The organism is Nostoc sp. DSM 114161, assembly GCF_052692665.1.
Map to the genome: position 1 here is coordinate 482345 of NZ_CP195141.1, position 19256 is coordinate 501600.

Annotated in this window: 19 protein-coding genes and 2 pseudogenes; 8 read left to right on the top strand and 13 right to left on the bottom strand. The window is 39.9% G+C overall.

From position 1 onward, the window contains the following. Positions 1-47: 47 nt before the first annotated feature. The 5 genes and pseudogenes from NSTC745_RS02185 to NSTC745_RS02205 form a co-directional block, all read right to left on the bottom strand. The gene (locus tag NSTC745_RS02185) at positions 48-731 is read right to left on the bottom strand and encodes a Crp/Fnr family transcriptional regulator (RefSeq protein WP_445635688.1); all 684 of its coding nucleotides are present in this window, start codon (positions 729-731) and stop codon (positions 48-50) included. Positions 732-1949: 1218 nt separating this feature from the next. Then, a pseudogene (locus NSTC745_RS02190) lies at positions 1950-2159 on the bottom strand (pilus assembly protein PilB); the annotation flags it as partial. Between the two features lie 262 nt (positions 2160-2421). Then, positions 2422-3609, bottom strand: coding sequence for a HetZ-related protein 2 (locus tag NSTC745_RS02195; RefSeq protein ID WP_445635689.1), 1188 nt, complete (start codon positions 3607-3609; stop codon positions 2422-2424). A gap of 815 nt (positions 3610-4424) precedes the next feature. Further along, complete coding sequence (locus tag NSTC745_RS02200) at positions 4425-4775, bottom strand: carbon dioxide-concentrating mechanism protein CcmK (RefSeq protein ID WP_445635690.1); 351 nt, start codon at positions 4773-4775, stop codon at positions 4425-4427. Positions 4776-4861: 86 nt separating this feature from the next. Further along, on the bottom strand, positions 4862-5173 hold the full coding sequence (locus NSTC745_RS02205) for a carbon dioxide-concentrating mechanism protein CcmK (protein WP_096536803.1): 312 nt from the start codon (positions 5171-5173) through the stop codon (positions 4862-4864). A 320-nt stretch (positions 5174-5493) separates the two neighbouring features. Between NSTC745_RS02205 and NSTC745_RS02210 the strand changes: the two genes are divergently transcribed. Beyond that, positions 5494-6384: an alpha/beta fold hydrolase gene (locus NSTC745_RS02210; protein WP_445635691.1), complete on the top strand. Its 891-nt coding sequence runs from the start codon at positions 5494-5496 to the stop codon at positions 6382-6384. Positions 6385-6546: 162 nt separating this feature from the next. Here NSTC745_RS02210 and NSTC745_RS02215 read toward each other — a convergent pair whose 3' ends face one another. Continuing rightward, on the bottom strand, positions 6547-6765 hold the full coding sequence (locus NSTC745_RS02215; protein ID WP_096536801.1) for a helix-turn-helix domain-containing protein: 219 nt from the start codon (positions 6763-6765) through the stop codon (positions 6547-6549). A 172-nt stretch (positions 6766-6937) separates the two neighbouring features. Between NSTC745_RS02215 and NSTC745_RS02220 the strand changes: the two genes are divergently transcribed. Next, positions 6938-7522 (top strand): DUF2087 domain-containing protein, encoded by a 585-nt coding sequence (locus tag NSTC745_RS02220; RefSeq protein ID WP_445635692.1) that lies wholly within the window; start codon positions 6938-6940, stop codon positions 7520-7522. A gap of 110 nt (positions 7523-7632) precedes the next feature. Further along, positions 7633-8292 (top strand): DUF2087 domain-containing protein, encoded by a 660-nt coding sequence (locus NSTC745_RS02225; protein ID WP_445635693.1) that lies wholly within the window; start codon positions 7633-7635, stop codon positions 8290-8292. 20 nt (positions 8293-8312) lie between these two features. On the opposite strand, the gene NSTC745_RS02230 is transcribed toward NSTC745_RS02225, so the two are convergent. From NSTC745_RS02230 to NSTC745_RS02240, 3 genes are all read right to left on the bottom strand, one after another. Continuing rightward, complete coding sequence (locus NSTC745_RS02230) at positions 8313-8492, bottom strand: hypothetical protein (protein ID WP_445635694.1); 180 nt, start codon at positions 8490-8492, stop codon at positions 8313-8315. 136 nt (positions 8493-8628) lie between these two features. Continuing rightward, on the bottom strand, positions 8629-9411 hold the full coding sequence (locus tag NSTC745_RS02235) for an ABC transporter ATP-binding protein (protein ID WP_096536797.1): 783 nt from the start codon (positions 9409-9411) through the stop codon (positions 8629-8631). After that, positions 9401-10534, bottom strand: coding sequence for a branched-chain amino acid ABC transporter permease (locus tag NSTC745_RS02240; protein WP_445635695.1), 1134 nt, complete (start codon positions 10532-10534; stop codon positions 9401-9403). The genes NSTC745_RS02235 and NSTC745_RS02240 overlap by 11 nt, the downstream gene beginning before the upstream one ends. Positions 10535-10985: 451 nt before the next feature. On the opposite strand from NSTC745_RS02240, the gene NSTC745_RS02245 reads away from it, so the two are divergent. The 4 genes from NSTC745_RS02245 (at position 10986) to NSTC745_RS02260 (ending at position 13784) form a co-directional block, all read left to right on the top strand. Beyond that, positions 10986-11255: a hypothetical protein gene (locus NSTC745_RS02245; protein ID WP_445635696.1), complete on the top strand. Its 270-nt coding sequence runs from the start codon at positions 10986-10988 to the stop codon at positions 11253-11255. Between the two features lie 222 nt (positions 11256-11477). Then, positions 11478-11675 carry a hypothetical protein gene (locus NSTC745_RS02250; RefSeq protein ID WP_190955988.1) on the top strand — a complete coding sequence of 66 codons (198 nt, stop codon included), beginning with the start codon at positions 11478-11480 and terminating at the stop codon, positions 11673-11675. A 152-nt stretch (positions 11676-11827) separates the two neighbouring features. After that, positions 11828-12085 carry a cytotoxic translational repressor of toxin-antitoxin stability system gene (locus tag NSTC745_RS02255; RefSeq protein ID WP_096536793.1) on the top strand — a complete coding sequence of 86 codons (258 nt, stop codon included), beginning with the start codon at positions 11828-11830 and terminating at the stop codon, positions 12083-12085. A gap of 112 nt (positions 12086-12197) precedes the next feature. Continuing rightward, positions 12198-13784 carry a glucose-6-phosphate isomerase gene (locus tag NSTC745_RS02260; protein ID WP_445635697.1) on the top strand — a complete coding sequence of 529 codons (1587 nt, stop codon included), beginning with the start codon at positions 12198-12200 and terminating at the stop codon, positions 13782-13784. Between the two features lie 132 nt (positions 13785-13916). On the opposite strand, the gene NSTC745_RS02265 is transcribed toward NSTC745_RS02260, so the two are convergent. Further along, entirely contained in the window at positions 13917-14576 is a 660-nt protein-coding gene (locus tag NSTC745_RS02265) for a Nif11-like leader peptide family natural product precursor (RefSeq protein ID WP_445635698.1), read from the bottom strand. 368 nt (positions 14577-14944) lie between these two features. Here NSTC745_RS02265 and NSTC745_RS02270 point away from each other — a divergent pair. After that, positions 14945-15118, top strand: a pseudogene (locus NSTC745_RS02270) (type II toxin-antitoxin system ParD family antitoxin); the annotation flags it as partial. Positions 15119-15143: 25 nt separating this feature from the next. Here NSTC745_RS02270 and NSTC745_RS02275 read toward each other — a convergent pair. The 3 genes from NSTC745_RS02275 to NSTC745_RS02285 all read right to left on the bottom strand — a co-directional run bounded on the left by NSTC745_RS02275 (position 15144) and on the right by NSTC745_RS02285 (position 19237). Next, positions 15144-16610 (bottom strand): DUF1802 family protein, encoded by a 1467-nt coding sequence (locus NSTC745_RS02275; RefSeq protein ID WP_445635699.1) that lies wholly within the window; start codon positions 16608-16610, stop codon positions 15144-15146. Next, the gene (locus NSTC745_RS02280; protein WP_445635700.1) at positions 16607-18514 is read right to left on the bottom strand and encodes a P-loop NTPase fold protein; all 1908 of its coding nucleotides are present in this window, start codon (positions 18512-18514) and stop codon (positions 16607-16609) included. Before NSTC745_RS02280 ends, NSTC745_RS02275 begins: the two co-directional genes overlap by 4 nt. Positions 18515-18577: 63 nt before the next feature. Beyond that, positions 18578-19237, bottom strand: coding sequence for a hypothetical protein (locus NSTC745_RS02285; RefSeq protein ID WP_445635701.1), 660 nt, complete (start codon positions 19235-19237; stop codon positions 18578-18580). Positions 19238-19256: the final 19 nt, after the last annotated feature.

The following is a 19256-nucleotide window of genomic DNA, read 5'->3' on the forward strand; positions in this document are numbered from 1 at the left end:
GTTGAACAGCTAGCTTGCTAGTAGAAAATGGGTAATCAGCAAAGCAATTACACTCTACCTGCCAAGTTCATCAATTGTTTGAAGTTTACAAGATAAGTAATGTTGTTAGCGCTGTCAATATTAATCCACCCTTTTTCATGCAGCTTTTCCATGATTTTGGTAGTTTCTTCAATACCGATTTCTGTCACCTCTGCCAAATCTTTAAAGGGAATGTTAAAAATTTCTCTGCCCTGGTTCGCTTCCTGACCATAGCTTTCGCCTAAAGTCACTAAGGTATGAGCGAGTTTGACAGCTGGTGGTGAAGACCGCATTTGCAAGCGGAGGTTAATTTGTCGTAGTCGCCGCACCATCAATTGCAACATTCGGTGGTGTAATTGCGGGTCTTTAAACAATATTTGAATAAAACGTTCTCTGGAGATGCTAAGTAACTTCACAGGTGAGAGGGAAATAACATCAGTTGAACGGGGAGATTCATCTAAAATTGCCATTTCTCCAAAAAAATCCCCACGACCAAAAATTGCCAGAGCTACTGAATCTTCCCCGACGGTACGTCGGACTTTCACCCAACCAGAAACCACGAGATAAACGGCATTACCCCAAGCGTCTTCCATGAGAACAGCTCGCCCACCTGGGTATTCATGTTCAATTGCAACGTTGAGCAGCCATTCCAAAGTTTGTGGGTTGGCTGTACTCATTAAGGGGAAAAGTTCGCTAAAAACCTCTGTTTGCATGAAATATTTGCAATAATATGGATTTAAAAGCCGAAAATTAACTTGGTTACTATAACTTTCTTTCAACAGTAATCTTACGTAGAATACAGACGTAAGATTTATATTTATTTGTTCTAACCTTCTTAGATTGGTGGGTTCAGAGTTCGATTACAACATAACAATTATGTATTGCGATCGAAATCAGCGGTTTCACTGATAGACTTATGATTTGCTGTTTGTCGGTGGATCGCCCTCTAGCGCTAGTTTTTTGAGCTGTTGGTCTAAACTTTTCACTAGTTGATTCAGGGTAACTAAAGCCTCTAATTGCTCAGAGTCAAGGCCGCGATTGAGAAAAAGACGTTCTTGTAGTTCATGCAACTTGAAGCTTAATTGCTGAGAAATTCCTAAGGCATCGCGGCTCAAACGCGTCAACTGTTGTTGCTGATAAAACTTTAATGCTGCCCCTCGCAAAACTTGGAGTGTGGCTTCTTCGCCATAGATTCCTGGCATAACTCGCAAGCGTAAAAGCAAACGAGTTTTTTGATACAAACATTCTTTCTCTACCTGTTTTGGTTCTGCAACCTTGGTTATTGGTAGGGAAGCAAACCGCTTTAACTCATTAAGCACTCCTTGGAAAACAGAGAGCGGCAGTTTGTCTAACACAGACTGCAATACTCCATTGTCACTCCATAGTATTCTGCCTTCGTAAGGTTGCCTTTCTAGATATAACCGACCAATTCCCCCTGCCAAAATTCGCCCTAGCAATTCTTCTAGTAATCTCTTGGGTGGAAGTGTTGCCAACGCTTCCACAGGACTAAACAGTTCGGGAATTTCCACTGGCAGGATAGGTAAATTTTCTAGTAATGAGGCTTCGGATCTATCCCTTTGTTGACCTGTATTTCCCGTGGTCAAGAAGGTAGAAATTTGAGGAGGATTCTCTTGATTTGGGGGTGGCAAATCTATCGGCTGCCGAGGATGTTCGTTAGTCTGTGTCTCAGGTGGTATGAATGTTGGTAGGTGCTGGGATTCAGAGTAAGTATCACCAGTAATAAAGCTGTCAACAATGGTAACTGTTATTTCCCGATCCGCTTGTTGAGGATCTAGCTGGGATATATTTTTGTGGTTGAGGTAGGCTGACAGTATTCTACGGTGAGCGTCAGCTGCGATCGCCTCAATTATCAGCGTGCAATTCATATAAGAGGCAATACGGCTAACATAATCTAATGCCTCAGCGTCTTCTGGATGAACCATACCTAGTAATAGTTTGTTGTCTTTTAATCCAAAAGGCAAAATTTGATGGTAAAGACAAGCTTCAAACGACAAAAAACTATCCATTAGCTGGAATACTTGTTCGCGTTCGCCTTCTTGCTCCCACTTACTTTGTGTAGCGGTTAGCACCTGTCGCCGATTGGCTGTGCTATTTGTGAGTTCGCCTTCTGAAGACAACATAGATTTTATTACTTGGTATTTTCTTATATAGTATTTTCCTTTTAGTTTAGTAGGTAGTTAATAAAGATACTTTGTTTGATTGTTAAAAATTCAATTATATATTACATAAGTAGGTGTAAGTAGAAGATAAATTTTCGATTAACGATCGGGGAAAATACTGATAAATGGGGCATACATAAGGCATAAGAGACGGAGTAGTGTCGCAAGAGAGGGAGAAAGATTTCTTCACCATCCTTCCACACTCTCAATGCCCCATACCCGCTTACTCCTGAGTTCTTAAAGCTTGGGCTGCAAGATAGACTTTTGTCCATTCGCCTAGCACTTGATGGGTTTTGAGTTTTAATTGTTGGGCGATGTCTTCTATTGATTTACCTCCTCTCCGCAGATCTAAGATCTGACGCGCCAAAGGAGTGAGTTTTTCATGAAGTTGCTGCCATTGGCTTTGTGTTAGCCCTAAGTTATGTTCTTCTAAGGAAATTGAGAGCCAACTGTCTACGAGTTCTGGTTTGCCTTTGAGGGCAAAGACGCGCACAGCGTGGTAACTAATTTTTTCTCGCAGTCGGTATACTTCCCTAGTCGGCTTATTTAGTCTTTTGGCAATTTCTTCTTGGGATTTACCTTGAAGATACAACCTTAACCACTCTACTGCCTCGGTTCCGAGATTTTCTTGTAAATAATGTTCAAATTCTCTTTGTACGGACTGACGTAGCGCTTGTTGTTCTTCTAGTTGTTGTGCTTCTTGATATTCTGCGATCGCTTGACTATCGACTAAGTTAACCCGATTGTCGCTGTCGTCTGTGAGAACTTCTTCTGAAACTAATCTCACTAAATCGCGGCTTGGTACTTGGGTTAAGCCACCACGCTGAGTACGACGTAGGTAATTTACAAAACGGTAAGCCAATAGGGGTTGATTGCGTACTGGCCGCAAACAATATTCTTCTGTGCTGGCAAACAGCAAAGCATCGGCTAATCGGCGATCGCTTGTATATTTGGCGATGTCAACCATTTGCTGTTGCATGTAGGTATCGTTTTGCAATAATTCTTGTAGTACTTCTTGCAACACATCGATGACACTGCGCTGGCGATCGCGGCTAAGAGCAACCCAAGTCTGAATTTTATTCCGTAATGTTGCTAAACTCCCCAGTCGCGTTATCAAGTTACGATAAGCACGTTCTCGCCCTAACCCTAAGTAGCGTTGACGTAAAATTCTCCAGCGATATTCCATTGCTTGCTTGGCAATCTCAAGTTCTTTCGGGTTGAACATATCAAACCGTTTTGAGTCAGACCCCAACAGCCACAGAATAATACTTTTTCTAGTAGCTTCACTTTGTTCTGGACATTCTACAGCCAAGCGCTTTTGCCAATCCAAAGCCAGTTTTTCCAAATCCTTTGTCATAGCGAGATTGCGCTCCTCGAAACTCAATTTTGAAGTTTGCATCACAACCCCCATTCATCCCATCTAACCTAAATGTTTAACTGGCAGTTGCCCCGGATTTCATGAGTTTCATGAAAACATCTCAGTGATTCCACTTTTATTACGTCTAAATTCACTAACTTTATGCAGAAATTTCTCTGTTGATGTTTTCCCTCGGTATTCAAAGTGCCACAAACCAATATCTATGAGGCATTTCCGTTAATTTTGTTAATTTTAACTTTTGTTAAGTTGTGTTTTTTAACTGACAACAGAAATGTACTTAGAGTAGTGAGGATAATACATCATTACAAAAAATGGGTTGGGGAAATCTGACTTTGGGAAACCCAGCCGAGGAAAGAATATAATTTAACTCAATATCAGACGTTATTTCACCCGTATAAGTTTCAACTATCGGCAATACTTTACGTAGTTATATACTTGGTTTTACTTGAAACCATAAAATCGTTTCACTAAGTATATACATGGTAATTATCAATTAATAATAATTAGATTTTACAAATACATTTATCAAGCTAATTGATGCTTGATAAGATAGCGATCGCTAAGATTGATGCTCTGATGGAAAGAACAGGATATTTGCTAAATTTTGCCAGTCAGAATTGGGAATGAAAACAGGTTTTAGTCCATATCACAGAGTTACTTTGTGTACTTCACCTACCTGAAATCTGTTATATTTTAATACTTAAATAATTAAATAAACTTCAGATAAAACTTGATAGATTTTCGTGTTACTGAATCAAGATATGAGTGAGCTTTAGGGAATAGCTTAGCGTTAGCAAGCCTTTTGGCGTCTGATGGCAACGCCAAAAGGGAAAAAACAGGGTTTGATGTTATCGTCCGTTTGAGGATCTAACAATCGGGTTTTCTACAGATTCTCGATATTGTTGCACTTCTTGTGTGTAAGCAATTGGTAGAACAGCTTCAACGTTTTCATGGGGACGAGGAATAATCACCCAAGACTCTAGGGTTCCACCATAAACATTTTCTGCGGCTTCAACACCAGCAGCCATAGCTGTTTTAACTTCAGAAACATCACCACGAATATTAACTGTAAAGCGAGCGCTACCAACTCGGATGTAACCAACCAGAGTGACTCGACCAGCTTTTACCATAGCGTCTGCTGCTGCTAGCACAGCAGGGAAACCCTTAGTTTCCAGCGATCCGACTGCCTGTAGGGACATTACTAATCTCCTGTATGAATAAACGATATGTGGCGCGACGAATTAATTGTACGAAGCTTCGCTACAGATTTTGATGGCGAAATTGCTTAGAACATACGGAAAGGTTCTGATTTTTCAGTGAAATGGATTGGTAATATAGTTTCCACATTTTCCGGGGGATTGGGAACAATGTAGTGGGTGATTACTGTTTCAGCCTTTACTTGTTCTCCAGCATCAATACCTTGTGCAACGGCTCTTTTTACTTCAGCAACTTGTCCCCGGACGGCGACTACAAAGCGACCACTTTCAGCTAGACCATAATACACCAGCGTGACTGCGGCAGATTTTACCATTGCGTCTGCTGCGGCTAAGACACTGGGAAAACCTAAAGTTTCAATTACGCCAACCGCCATCGGCATGGCATTAGCTCCTGAGTCAATAATAAGTGATATTTATTGTACGTGGGTTTAGCTCCAATTTTGACATTTTGGAAAACTTTCTTTAATCCTTGGTTGGGGGAGTGGGGAGTAGGGAGTAGGGAGGTATACTATTTAGGATTTTGGATTGATAATTGGCTTCTGGTTTTTGGTTGTATGAATCTACATGTAGCAATCATTTTTCAAGTTGAATTATGTTTTATAGATTAAAAATGTTAATTAATAATATTAGTCTGCGTAATTTTGTGGTTTAACAAAATCAGCGATGTTTGGAAGTGACCTAGTACGATAAACTGATATTTATGTTTCCAAATTTTCTTCCTACAGTAGTTGAGCAACTAACAGAACCAGAATCCATCGCTCTGGCTCGGAGTATTCAAACAACTGCTCTCACGACGCCTTTAAGTAATCAAACAATAACCACAGCTTATGTCAAGCAAGGGAGTGGTGGAACTCCTATTTTATTAATTCACGGTTTTGATAGTTCTGTATTAGAATTTCGTCGGCTTTTGCCATTGCTTGCTGGAAACAATGAAACCTGGGCAGTAGATTTGTTAGGTTTTGGCTTTACAGATAGACTTTCAGGAATTGCCTATAGCCCAACTGCAATTAAAACCCATCTTTATTATTTTTGGAAAAGCCTGATTAACCAACCTATAATTTTGGTAGGGGCTTCAATGGGGGGTGCAACGGCGATTGATTTCACCTTGACTTACCCAGAAGTAGTTAAGAAGCTAGTGTTAATTGATAGTGCTGGTTTGGCGGGCGGTTCGCCATTAAGTAAATTAATGTTTCCGCCATTGGATTATTTAGCAACTCAGTTTTTGAGCAGTATGAAAGTGCGCGATCGCGTTGCCCGCATTGGATATAAAAATCAAAGTCTTGCCTCTTTGGATGCTTTATACTGTGCTGCATTGCACCTACAAATGCCGAATTGGCATCAAGCTTTGATTGCTTTCACTAAAAGCGGTGGTTATAATGCTTTTAGGTTTAAAAAACTCTCACAAATTGTGCAAGAAACGTTAATTTTATGGGGCGATTCCGATAAAATTTTGGGTACTAAAGATGCCATAAGATTTAAAAGAGCAATTCCACAAAGTACCTTGACCTGGATTCAAGATTGCGGACATCTTCCTCACTTAGAACAACCACAAATCACTGCTCAGCATATTTTAAAATTTTGTAGTGAATGATATTACTTAAAAAGTAAAAAGGTAATCTCCATAAATAAATTTAGGAGATTACCTTTTTATTTTTCAGCTGACACCCAAAAAATTTGGACTTTCTGTTCTGAAGTTGACGCCAATGAACTACGCGCTTTGCCCCTACGAAGTTGTGTTCTACTCAATCAAGAACTATAAAAGTGGTCTGGTTCTAGCTCTATAGTCCATCAAAGCCCCTTGGCTAACTACAGTCCGCCCATTTCTTCTAGTAGTGGGAATTTGTCCTCTTTGCAGAGCCATGTATAAAGTACTCTGGTCTACACCCAAAAATCTCGCTGCTTGTACAAGTGAAGTACCCTGTTGCAGGATACTCCCTCTTCTTCTGTTCCTAATTGATGAGGGACGTGTCATGGCGAAATGTAAAGAACAACTTAAGAAATCTCAATTTTCTACGAAAAAAATCTAAGAATTAACATTAATTCACAATTAGCTAAGATAAGGCAATGCTGTATCAGAAGAGGACAGCAGAGCTAATTTGATTTTTTTCTAATTAGATTGAGATCTAATTTGATTATAACAAATTATGGAGAAAGAACAGTTTCAGACCCTGCTGCGATTTTTCAAAGCTTTAGCAGACGAAAGCAGATTGAAGATTGTAGGTATTCTGGCGAACCAGGAGTGCAGCGTTGAAGAATTAGCTGTGTTATTGCAACTCAAGGAACCGACAGTATCTCATCATCTAGCCAAACTTAAGGAACTCAGTTTAGTGACTATGCGCCCTGAGGGGAATAGCCGCCTGTACCAGTTGGATAGCGACGCTTTGCAAAGCATCAGTAAGCAAATTTTTACACCTGAGCAAATTGCTTCTTTGATTGACGAGGTGGATACTGAAGCTTGGGAAAACAAAGTATTGAAAAACTATTTTGATGGCGATGTCTTTGACAATAACTCCGTCCAACGCCTCAAAGAAATCCCTGCTAGTCGCAAAAAGCGCTTAGTAATTCTCAAGTGGTTAGCAAATAGATTTGAAATTGGGGTTCAGTATCCAGAACGCGCGGTGAACGATGTTCTCAAGCGCTACCATCCTGACTACGCCACTCTCAGACGGGAATTGATAGGCTACCAGTTGATGCAGCGAGAGAATGGGGTTTATTGGCGTTCGGACTGATAAGCGCGTACAGACGCGGTTAACCACGTCTGTACAAAAATAGGGAGTGGTGAAAGCAATTAAAATTAGATATAGTTCTAATTAGATAGATATCTAACTAGAGGTAAGTTATGCAAGCAGAACAAATTAACATCTTGCTGCACTTTTTCAAGGCGTTAGCAGACGATAGTAGATTGAAGATAATAGGTATTTTGGCAAATCAGGAATGTAGTGTTGAAGAGTTAGCGGTACAAACCCAACTCAAAGAATCGGCGATATGCCATCATTTGGCAAAACTTAAGGAGCTAAATTTGGTGACAATGCGCTCTGATGGTAATAGCCATTTGTATCTATTAGATAACGAAGCTTTGCAAAGTATCAGCAAACAAGTTTTTATACCTAATACAATGACAAGTTTGATAGAAGACATCGATAGTGAAGCTTGGGAAAGCAAAGTCCTAAAAAACTATATCGAAGACGATGGGTGTAAGCAAAACTCCGTGCAACGGCTCAAAGAAATTCCTGCTAGCCGGAAAAAGCGCTTAGTAATTCTCAAGTGGTTAGCCAACAGATTTGAGATTGAGGTTCAGTATCCAGAACGCGCAGTTAATGATGTTCTTAAGCAGTATCATCCTGATTACGCTACCCTACGACGGGAATTGATAGGCTACCAGTTGATGCAGCGAGAAAATGGGGTTTATTGGCGTATTAATCTTAACTTTCCTGACATGAATCTTCTTGAGGAGGATGCCAACCAGAACGAACCCATAACCGACGAGATTTTTGAATAAATCTATTGCCATTACGTTCATCAACGACGAGGATTCACCCAAGCAAAGAGAAAAGCGATGAGACGACTACTAATTTCACTGGATACGATATCTGATGGGCCCATAATTGAGATTTTCCCATTTTCGAGTTCCAGTTGGTAATATAAACCTGCTTCAGAAAAAGCGGTTTGAACTCGTTCTAAATCTTTGATTGTCATCATTGACATAAAACTTGTTTTCTGATGTGCAAATTCAGTTTAATTTTAACACTACCCTAATTTTCAAAGATTTAACAAAACAATAAAGAGCAAGAATAAAAGCCTCTCTTCCTATGTGGAAGAGAAAGCCAATAGAACTTTATTTTCCTAAATAAGCTTCGAGAACTTTGGGATTGGTTTGAATTTCTGCTGGCGTACCGTCAGCTAAATTTTGTCCTTCGGCAAGTACCCAAACCCGATCGCACAATGACATAATCACATCCATATTGTGTTCAATAATCAAAAACGTCATTCCATCTTGGCGGTTCCAAGCGAGAATGCGATCGCAAATATCATCAATTAATCTCGGATTTACTCCTGCTGCTGGTTCATCCAACAAAATTAACTTGGGATTAGTCATCAGTGCGCGTCCCATTTCCAACAGCTTGCGCTGTCCGCCAGACAAACCGCCAGCGTAATCGTGGGCTTTTTTTGCTAAACCAACCGATTCTAATAAAAACATTGCTCTTTCTTGGAGTTGCTTTTCTTCCTTGGCGACGATGTGCGGTTGTAACTGTACCTGCCAAAAGTTTTCACCGGTTTGTTTTTGCGCCGCTAACAACATATTTTCTAACACCGACAACCGCGAGAGAGTGCGTGCAACTTGAAAAGTGCGTATTACTCCTTGCTGGGCAATTTGATATGGTTGCAAATTGTGAATGGGTTCGCCGTCAAAAATTACTCGCCCTTTATCTGGGCGGATGAAGTTGGAGAGTAAATTAAATAAAGTAGTTTTACCAGCACCATTGGGGCCAATTAAACCCGTAATGCTGCCTTTGGCAACTTCGATTTTTGCTTCATTAACTGCTTTAATACCACCAAAACTTTTAGAAAGTCCAGTGGCTGCTAGCAGAGGAAGTGGTGATGATTGGTTATTTACCAAGGGTGAGTTCCTCCTTTTTCCCTAAGATACCTTGAGGACGCCAAATCATCAGTAGCATTAAAATAAATCCGATTACCATGATGCGAAATGCACCCAAACGTGCTTCATCAAGGGGTACGATTCTCGGCAAAACTTCTCGCGTGATGGCATCGTAAGCAAAGAAAATTACCGCGCCTAAGATTGTGCCGATATTATTCCCAGAACCGCCTAAAATTACCATAATCCAAGTATCAAAGCTCAGCTGGGGTTGGAAATTATCAGGATAAATGGCGCTGAGTTGCCAAGCGAAGAAAGCACCGGCGATACCAGCGATCGCACCCCCAAGCATGAGAGATTGTAATTTATACCAAAACACATTTTTACCTAATGCTTTGGGAATTTCTTCATCTTCACGGATAGCTTTGAGAATTCTACCCCAAGGCGATCGCACTAAAATTTCTAATCGCCAGAATACCAATGCTAAAACCAACAGCAGCACCAGCATCAAACCTGCTTTTGGGTTGTAATTATACAATCCAATTACCCCAGAAATATAAATTGCTGCTGCCAAAACTGCTAACAAAATTCCCACTCCCAAACGCGATGCAAATTCCTGTTTGCTAGTCGTCCTTTGACCTAAATCAGTAGTGCGAGATACTTGAGTAGTGCGAATCCATCGCCACAAAGTTAAGAAAGTGACGACAGCTACCAGCGTTAACAGTCCAATCATTACTAATCTCAAAAACAAACTCGGCTGTGTCGAGAAGGGTATGGGATAACTTTGTACCCCAAACGCCCCAGAAACCCAAGAATTACCTACAGGTAATTCTTGATTATTCACCACTAAACGAATTAATTCTCCTGTACCAATGGTGACAATTGCTAGGTAATCTTCCCGCAAGCGCAGAGTCGCAAAACCAATTATCAAACCCAACAAAGCGGCTACGATTGCTCCCAGGAGCGTCGATATTAGTAAAGGAACGCCCTTTAAGCTTAACAACACAGTTGTATATGCTCCCAAGGTCATGAAAGCGACATGACCAAAGTTAATCAACCCCGTGAAACCCCATTGTAGATTCAGTCCGAGAGCGAATAGGGCAAAACTGGCTGTAGAAATTGCTAAGAAAATGAGATATTCAACCATATTAAATAGTTAAAAGTTGGGAGACGCGATTCATCGCGTCTGTACAAGAGTGAGGAGTGTGTTCAATCTATCATTAAGAAATAGATTTTACAGGTTTTTATTTTAAGTTCGCGTTTTGTAGACTGCGATCGCACCAGCCATTGATTGAGTTTAGTCCTCTTGAGAAGATTTAAGGGGTTTCCAAATAAAAAAATTGAACTTCTCTTGTGGGGTGGGCGTCTCGCCATACGTGTCAACTTAACGTGAAACCCTGGTGAAAACGTGATGAGCGAGTTCTACTCACTTACCATCAAGATCCGCGTTACCCCACCCCGGTTTTGCTGGCGCAAAACCTCCCCTCCCCTTAGCAAGGGGAGGGTTTGGGGGTGGGGTAAAATGCCTGTGGGGCAAGAGTTTGAGCTTAAGTTGACACCGATGGCGTCTCGCCCGCCCGGAAACAAGGGCGGACAAGATGTCCACCCCACAATATTGGGATTGGATAATTTATTTCAAGACTAAAATTGAGCCTCAAAAGGTCAAAGTTGAGCCTCAGAAGGTCAACGTCGAGCCTCAGAAGGTCAAAGTTGAGCCTCAGAAGGTCAAAGTTGAGCCTCAGAAGGTCAAAGTTGAGCCTCAGAAGGTCAAAGTTGAGCCTCAGAAGGTCAACGTCGAGCCTCAGAAGGTCAACGTCGAGCCTCAGAAGGTCAACGTTGAGCCTCAGAAGGTCAACGTCGAGCCTTAGAAGCTGAAATTTTATCTTCCTATACTGTCTTGTACGCTTGGTTAGGCGGATATAGCACAATGCAGTTCAGATAAGCCTGTTTTTTCTTTCCTCTGTTCCCTATTTCCTTGTCTCTACAAAAGCAATTCCCAATTCAAAACCCAAAATATTGTCGTTAAGCCTGACTAATTTTTTGGGAATACTATTTATTGTTGGTGTTTGCGTATGAGGAAAAATTAACGTATGAATTTACTGCGACTGAGAATGCATCATTTAATCGAGCAGTTAGCGGACGACGATTTGCAAAGCATTTGGAACGTTCTTGAAGCTTTACATTGTGACTTTTATATGCTTAAAGCCATACAAAAAGTGAAGCGATCGCAGCAACCGTGGGACATCTTAACCCATGACGAAGCAATACGACTGTTAATGTTTTTCTGATGCAGAAGTGCTTTTGATTTCGTAGCAGTATGCGTAGCTTGCTTGTTTGCAGGAGTACACAATTGAGAATTCCAAATCGCTCGACTGAGCGACTTGTGCCGAACGAAGTCGAGGTAAGCCGAAGTTTAAAATCCAAAATGGTATAACCCCTAGTGAGTGTGGAAGTACGCTATGCAAGGTCTTTTTTGCTAGACCTAAAAAATTTAGAACCTGCTGCTTACGAGCGGGTGTATGATTTTGTTTTTACCGAGTTTGCCCAAAAGTGGCAGCTGACTGGACTAAAAGAACTACGACAGCTTGATAGTGAAGGGATTTTTCATCGCTTCACTCTGGATAATTATTTGATTGGTATAGAAATTAGGGGTGGAATTGTGAAATTTTTGCGTGTCATCCCTATGCCAGATGTTTAAGGGAAAGAGTTAAGCGAACACTTAAAACTGTAAACTGTATAACGCTAGGCAGGGATCGCTATAACCTTCCATTAAACTGGTTTTTGAAAAACACTTTACTTGAGATTTCCCTATGGATGCTAGGGCACTTTGGCAACGATACCAAAACTGGTTATATTTCCACGAGGGATTGGGACTGTACTTAGACGTGAGTCGAATGCGGTTCGATGATGCCTTTGTGGAGTCGTTGCGGCCGAAGTTTGACAAGGCGTTTGCGGATATGGCTCAACTGGAGAAGGGTGCGATCGCAAATCCTGATGAAAACCGCATGGTTGGACACTATTGGCTGCGAAATCCCGATTTGGCGCCAACTCCAGAACTTACACAAGAAATTGTCCAAACCCTAGAACAAATCGAAGCTTTTGCGGAAAAAGTCCAAACAGGTGCTATTCATCCTCCCACAGCGAGCCGTTTCACGGATATTATTTCTATTGGTATTGGTGGTTCCGCCCTCGGCCCCGAATTCGTCGCTGAAGCTTTGGCGTCTGATTTCCCGCCGCTGAAAATTCACTTTATTGATAACACCGATCCGGCAGGTATCGATCGCATTCTCAATCATTTGGGAAACAATCTTGCCAGTACTTTAGTATTGGTAATCTCCAAATCTGGGGGAACGCCAGAACCTCGCAATGGCATGATTGAAGTTAAAAAAGCCTACGCCAGCCATAATTTGGAGTTTGCTCAATATGCGGTAGCTATTACCAGCCCTGATAGCAACCTCGATAAAGTAGCGAAAGAGGAAGGCTGGTTGGCTAGGTTTCCCATGTACGACTGGGTGGGAGGACGCACATCAGAAATGTCTGCTGTGGGACTAGTACCAGCAGCGCTGCAAGGCATTGATGTTCGCGCCATGCTGCAAGGTGCAAAAGAAATGGATGACGCTACCCGCGTCCCAGATGTGAAAAATAACCCAGCAGCCTTGCTTGCATTGTCTTGGTACTTTGCTGGCAATGGCAAGGGTGAAAAAGATATGGTTGTTCTACCTTACAAGGACAGCCTATTGTTATTCAGCCGTTATCTGCAACAGCTAGTAATGGAATCCTTGGGCAAGGAAAAAGACTTAGACGGCAACATTGTCCATCAAGGCATCGCCGTTTATGGTAACAAAGGCTCAACAGATCAACATGCTTACGTCCAGCAGTTGCGCGAAGGCGTGCCGAATTTCTTTGCTACCTTCATTGAAGTTCTGGAAGATCGTCAAGGGCCATCAGCAGAAATAGATCCGGGAGTGACATCAGGCGATTATCTTTCTGGTTTTCTCCAAGGAACCCGACAAGCACTTTATGAAAATCACCGCGATTCGATTACAGTCACTATTCCCCAAGTTAACGCCCGAACTGTAGGCGCGTTAATTGCTTTGTATGAACGTGCTGTTGGTTTGTATGCTAGCTTGGTCAACATCAACGCCTACCATCAACCAGGGGTAGAAGCTGGCAAAAAAGCCGCCGCCGGTATTCTTGACTTACAAACACGAGTAGTAGCAGTGCTACAAAAAGAAAAAGCTCCCCTTTCTTTAGAAGAACTCGCCGAAAAGGCTGGTGCATCAGAGCAAGTTGAAGCGATTTATAAGATTTTGCGTCATCTCCATACCAATCAGCGCGGTGTGGTTTTGCAAGGCGATCTTCATAAACCCAGCAATTTGACGGTTTCTGCTGGCTGATAACTCTAGTGCAGATATTACATTTTGTCGATAATTGTTGTATCTGCAACAATTTTTTATTGTGAAGCATCCTAGATAGAAGACATATCTTCAGTCTAGGATGCTTGATTGTATAATGGAAAACTCATTATTTTAATTATGAATTGCCATTAGGCGTTGGTTAAAGTAGCTCTTGGGTAAGAAACAGCGATCGGGTAAAAAAGGATTGTTGATATTTTGAGATAAGAAAGTACCTGGCTTATCGCGATGACAAAATGGCGCTACAATTCCCCAGTCTTCTGCCAGCCAAATCCAGTATCCTGTTTCAATCCTGCCGTAATTTGAGACCGTTAGAATCTCACCAACACTATTGTTAATTGATACTAATTCTGACGACGATTTGATTTCAGTTAACAGCCAAGCTAATTCATCTACAGAAAAGTAATAGTTGTTCTCCGCAGCTATGTTGACAAAATGGTGTGGACTTTTAGCAGTGAGCAATTGCTCTTTAAGAGACGGCGTTTTTTGTGCCAAATCAAAAAGATCCCAAATCTGTTTTCTGGTAATTAAAAACCATGCAAGTTCATCTGCTGTTAGCTTGTAACCATTCTCTGTTGCTAACTTCAGAAATGGCTCAAGACTATCAGTTTCTGCTAGTCGATATTTGAGTGCAAAAGTCTGCTCAACCAACGACAAAAAATCAATAATCTTTTGCCATGTAACTCTGTTAAAACTTTTGTGAACTTTTATTCTGTCTTTCCAATAATTATATTTATCTTCTTGAAGAAAAAAGTTCCAAATTTGATAATACATGACTCATTTTTCCTAAGTCTTAAACTTGCTACTGGATTGTAATTAATAAACACCAGTGTAGTAAGTATAAGAAGACTCTTCGACAGTATTTAGTTGACTATCTATTGTAAATGAAAATACACAGTAGCTAAGTATAAAATTTTTGTAAAGTTTATCACTTAAAATCAAAAACACTGAGAAAAAATTCAACATAGCGATGCTTAGATTCGCCATCCTTCGTTGTTAGTTCCCATAATATAAAGTTAAAGAAAGTTAAAGCAACGTCAACAGGTAAGGTTAAACCATGACAGAATCAACTGCAAAACAACCTGCACGTCGGGGGAGAATCTTTCCAGAACGCAGTTTATCGCCAGAAGAACTTGCTAGACGCACTGAAGTTGTTATTAGAGTGGGAAAAAGGTTATCAGCAATGGGTTGAAGAAACGCGGGAAAAAGTTGAGGTCGCTATTGAACAACTAGATAAAGGGCAAGGTATTGATGGAGAGGTTGTAGTTGAACAATTGCGAGAAAAACTGCGTCAAGTAAGAGAAGCTCAAGGATGAAGCGACATATTATTTCTATTTATACTTATTTAAAGTTTATTGATAAATCCCGCAGGAAGTAAAAGCGATCGCCCCTCCAATCACTACCTTTAATTCTTCCTAAATAGCCTGTTAATGGTGAAGAAAGTTCTATCAATAAATCGTGAACTACCTCATCATTTAATTTCGGGTTATGAGTAGCATTGAAATGAACGCGAATTTCTGTAACTGTAAAATTCTGGTGTGTAGCTTTTGAATTGTCGTCATCTTGTTCAGAAAGTTCTTTGACTGCTGTAATAATTTGCGATCGCAACTTTATAGATTGTTCAACTTTATCAATATAATTATTAAGTTTCTCTTCAGCTAAACCAAAAGGAGTTTGTTGCAAACACTCTTTTAGTTCTAATAAATTGATAGAATTTTTATAGGATGCTTGCAGTGCAACAAGTTTTTGTAGAGTTTCAGGGCTAATAACATTCATTTGATTTTCAGTTGCTGTTCTTAGAGCGTAAAAATTTAGTTCTCCAGCGGCTACAATCAATTTAATACAATTTTCATATTGAAATTTACCTAGATGGTTCATACCTATTTTTAATAACTGTGCAGGTGTCCCATCAGTAACTTTCTCAGTTTTAGTTGCCTTGCACTCTCCTACTATTGGATAAGGTTGTTCAGCATAAAAATCCATACCTCCTGCGCCACCAGTTGCATCTGCATTTAAACCTGAGCCTGTAAAGCCTAATTTTAGTAATCCTCTACGAACTAATTTTTCAAATGTATGTCCGTCGCTAGAGTTTCCAACTTCAGCAATTTTTTGAATCCAAACTAAATCTGAATCGGCTAAAGTTTCTAATTTTCTAGTATTCCAACCTAGAAAAATTTTGATGTCATCATCTAGTTGCTGTGCAGCTGAGTTTGTATGAGATAATTGTGCGATGGCACTTTGTAATTCTTCCAGTTCAGGATGCAGTGGTGGCTGTAGGTTTTCTAGTTGATGCTTGCGTTGGGCGAAAGTGCGATCGGTTAAAATTGGTAAATCAACAGATACCTTTAACGGATGAGGTAAACCCATAAACTGGCTTTGTGGATTCACAGGTATTTCAATTGGCTGAGACAACAAATAGACACGCAAATAAGCAAGAAAGATATGCTTCCTTTGTAGCAAAATTTGTTGTAATCCTTTTATTGTCCAAATATTTAATTGTGACAAAGCTTCTAATGATTCTGATTTATTTAGAATTTGGCACAGTTCACATTTACCCCAGGATTTAATCCAGACTGTTTCAGAACTTATTTGAGTAATAGCTTTTTGGGTAACCGTTAATAAATTTGATTTGTAGTATTGTCCATCGGGTAACACGTTAATTGAAGTTGCAGACGGATAGAGAGCAAAAGAACGCCCTGGATGAATAAATGTCTGTGGTAGAGCTATAATTATTCGACCCTGTAGCAATGCTTCAACGTCAGGAGCGGGTAGACATAAGGCTGTATTGAGCAAAATTAAATTACTCATAAACCAAGTTTAACCAGTAAATTATCGAGCATAGCATCTACTTCTTTAGTCATATTTTTATCTTGTATAGGCTGAGTTTCAGAAAGACATTCTTCATTTATTAATCCACTGGGAATTTGACCAGATGGATCGCTTAAAATTTCACGTATTAAGTAGTTGTCAGTTGCAATTTTATGTTGAACTATAAATTGACAAATTTCCTCCTCAAGAACTTCATAATCTTTAGAAGCTTGTTTAACAAATAAAATAGCTAAAAGAGGCTTAATATCTTCAATATTAAGTTTGATAAATTCTCCTCCTAAGTTTTTAGAAAGTAGTTGTTCTAAATATTCTTTTCCTCTAGTATTAGATTTCACATCTTTAGCCCGAATTAAGCAACCGCGAGTCATATCAAATGTTTTGTAATCTATTAATCTTTTCAAGGCAGCGCTTACAAATTTATTGCTAGATTCCTGCACAACTGCTACTACTATTTTGACCACTCTTCCCTCTTCCTTACCAATAATTTTAAAATTAAGGTAGCCTTTGTCTACATTTTTAACTATAACTTCCTCAACCTCATCAATTTTTACTCTTTCTAGAGTTTTCCCTTTTAGAGTTAATAAACAAAAACGTATAGCATCAGCTATGGTACTACTGTCTTCAAAGTAATTTTCTATTGTGTTATCAAGTGCTGTAAGTTCTTTATTAAAAGCTTTTTCAATTTTATGTAGTGGATCGACTTGTGTCCGTAAGCCACCAGGCAAATTCCAATTATTTGTACACCACTGTAAAACCTTTCTAACTATTGGTTTTTCTTTACCAAGCTCTCGTAAGTTATTTTCATCAAAAGGATAGACAGCATGAGGTGGAGTTAAATTATTTCTATCATAAAACTCTTTTAGCCAGTGCGAGACAAGAGTTACTACATCATCACTATTAAGATGCCTTAAATCAAATTTCTTTTCACCAATTCTATCAATAACCGAATCTGCTTGTGGCACAACTTTAACTTGTTGTGTCCAAGTTTCATCGAACATAGCTAGAATTAAGACTCCACGTTTAATTTTGCTATATATATCTTTTGCAAACAGAGCAATAACTTGCGATCTTGTAAAACCCTGCTCATTACAATTGACGCTTTCTAACTCATCAAAGCAGATGACTATTGTCCTATAATCACCAATTAAGTCGATAATTTGGCATACAGTTTGGAATGCTTCAGCTTCTTTATCGTCTTGACTAGTATTAGGTAATCCCATAGAATCAGCTTGTGACTGTGCCAAATCTCTGCCACTAAGCCAATTAATTGCAAATGAAGCTTTATCTAAAGAAAGTGTCCATAGAATAGCCTGAATCAAATAAGGATTTTCAATGTTTGGCTTGAGTTTCAGTACTTTAGCAGTCAAGGCATCAACTATTTTAGGATGTTGAGCTAAAACCCCAGGAAATCGCTTCATTAACTCTTGAGGAGTGTAGCTTGACTTATATACTTCATTGACTAAAGTAGTTGCCAACTCTTGCCATTGCATTACACTTTGATTACCAATCTGTTTTAGACTAGATGTCAATGTGTTTAGAAATTTAGAATGTATTTTGTTTAAGTCGCCATAGTCAACTTCGCTCATATAGACAAAAAAACTACCGCCTTCACCCTGAATATGGTGACGAATCCGACTCATTAAGTGACTTTTACCTAGCCCTTTTTCAGCTTTAATAGTTATACCAATAACTGAACGTTTTCCTGTGGATATTTGCTCTATTGCCTGAAAGACAGCATCTGATACATGAGAATTTATTGAAGAGACATCTGGAAAATTTTTGTTCCAGATATCATGATTTCTGACTACTAATGATCTATCAAATGGGTTATTATTTGTAATAGCTTTATTGATGTCCGAATATGAAGAGAAAGAATTACTCATAATTGTAGTTATCCTGAAAATAATGACTAAGAAATAAAAGCGGAAAAAACCGAGGAGCTTAGTTTAAACATTGAGGCGTTTAGCATAACAGCGTAATCCACTGACTTTAGTAGTAATGGAATCTTCAATCTTGTCGGGAGCGCTATCTTCTATGCTTCCACCCTGAAGTTGCAAAATATCTTTCTCCTGAATTTCTAGCAGCCATGTGTTGAAATCTTCACGACTAACCCGATCGCCTATTTCTCTCCTAATGCGATAAATTGGCACTAGATCGTCTAAGTTGTAGTTTTGGTTCAACTTGTCGTACACTTCCAACGCCGCTGACTTAAACTCGTCGTAAGAAGCGATCGCCCTACTCTTCCCATTAACTGCTACATTTGTACTACTTCCCGCAACATTAATCTGGCTAATCCACTTCACCAACGCATTCGCCGCCCAAGTTCCGACAATTGTCCCTTCAAACTTAAAACCATCACTCCTCAAACCCTCACCCAATGCCTCTAAACCCTTGGGAGATATCAGAGAATATCCCTTTTTGGAAATTGCGATCGCTCCTTGATTATGTAATTCCTCGAATATGCCTTGATAATCTGCTACCTTTTTAGTTTTAGATACAATTCGTTTTGTGAGTAGACCTTTACTTACTTGCTGCTGAATTCCTCCCAAATCCCACAAAGCTAAAAGCACACGAGTTCTCGTTTGGGCTGTGTTTTGTGATGTCATATTTAGTGTATTTTTTGAC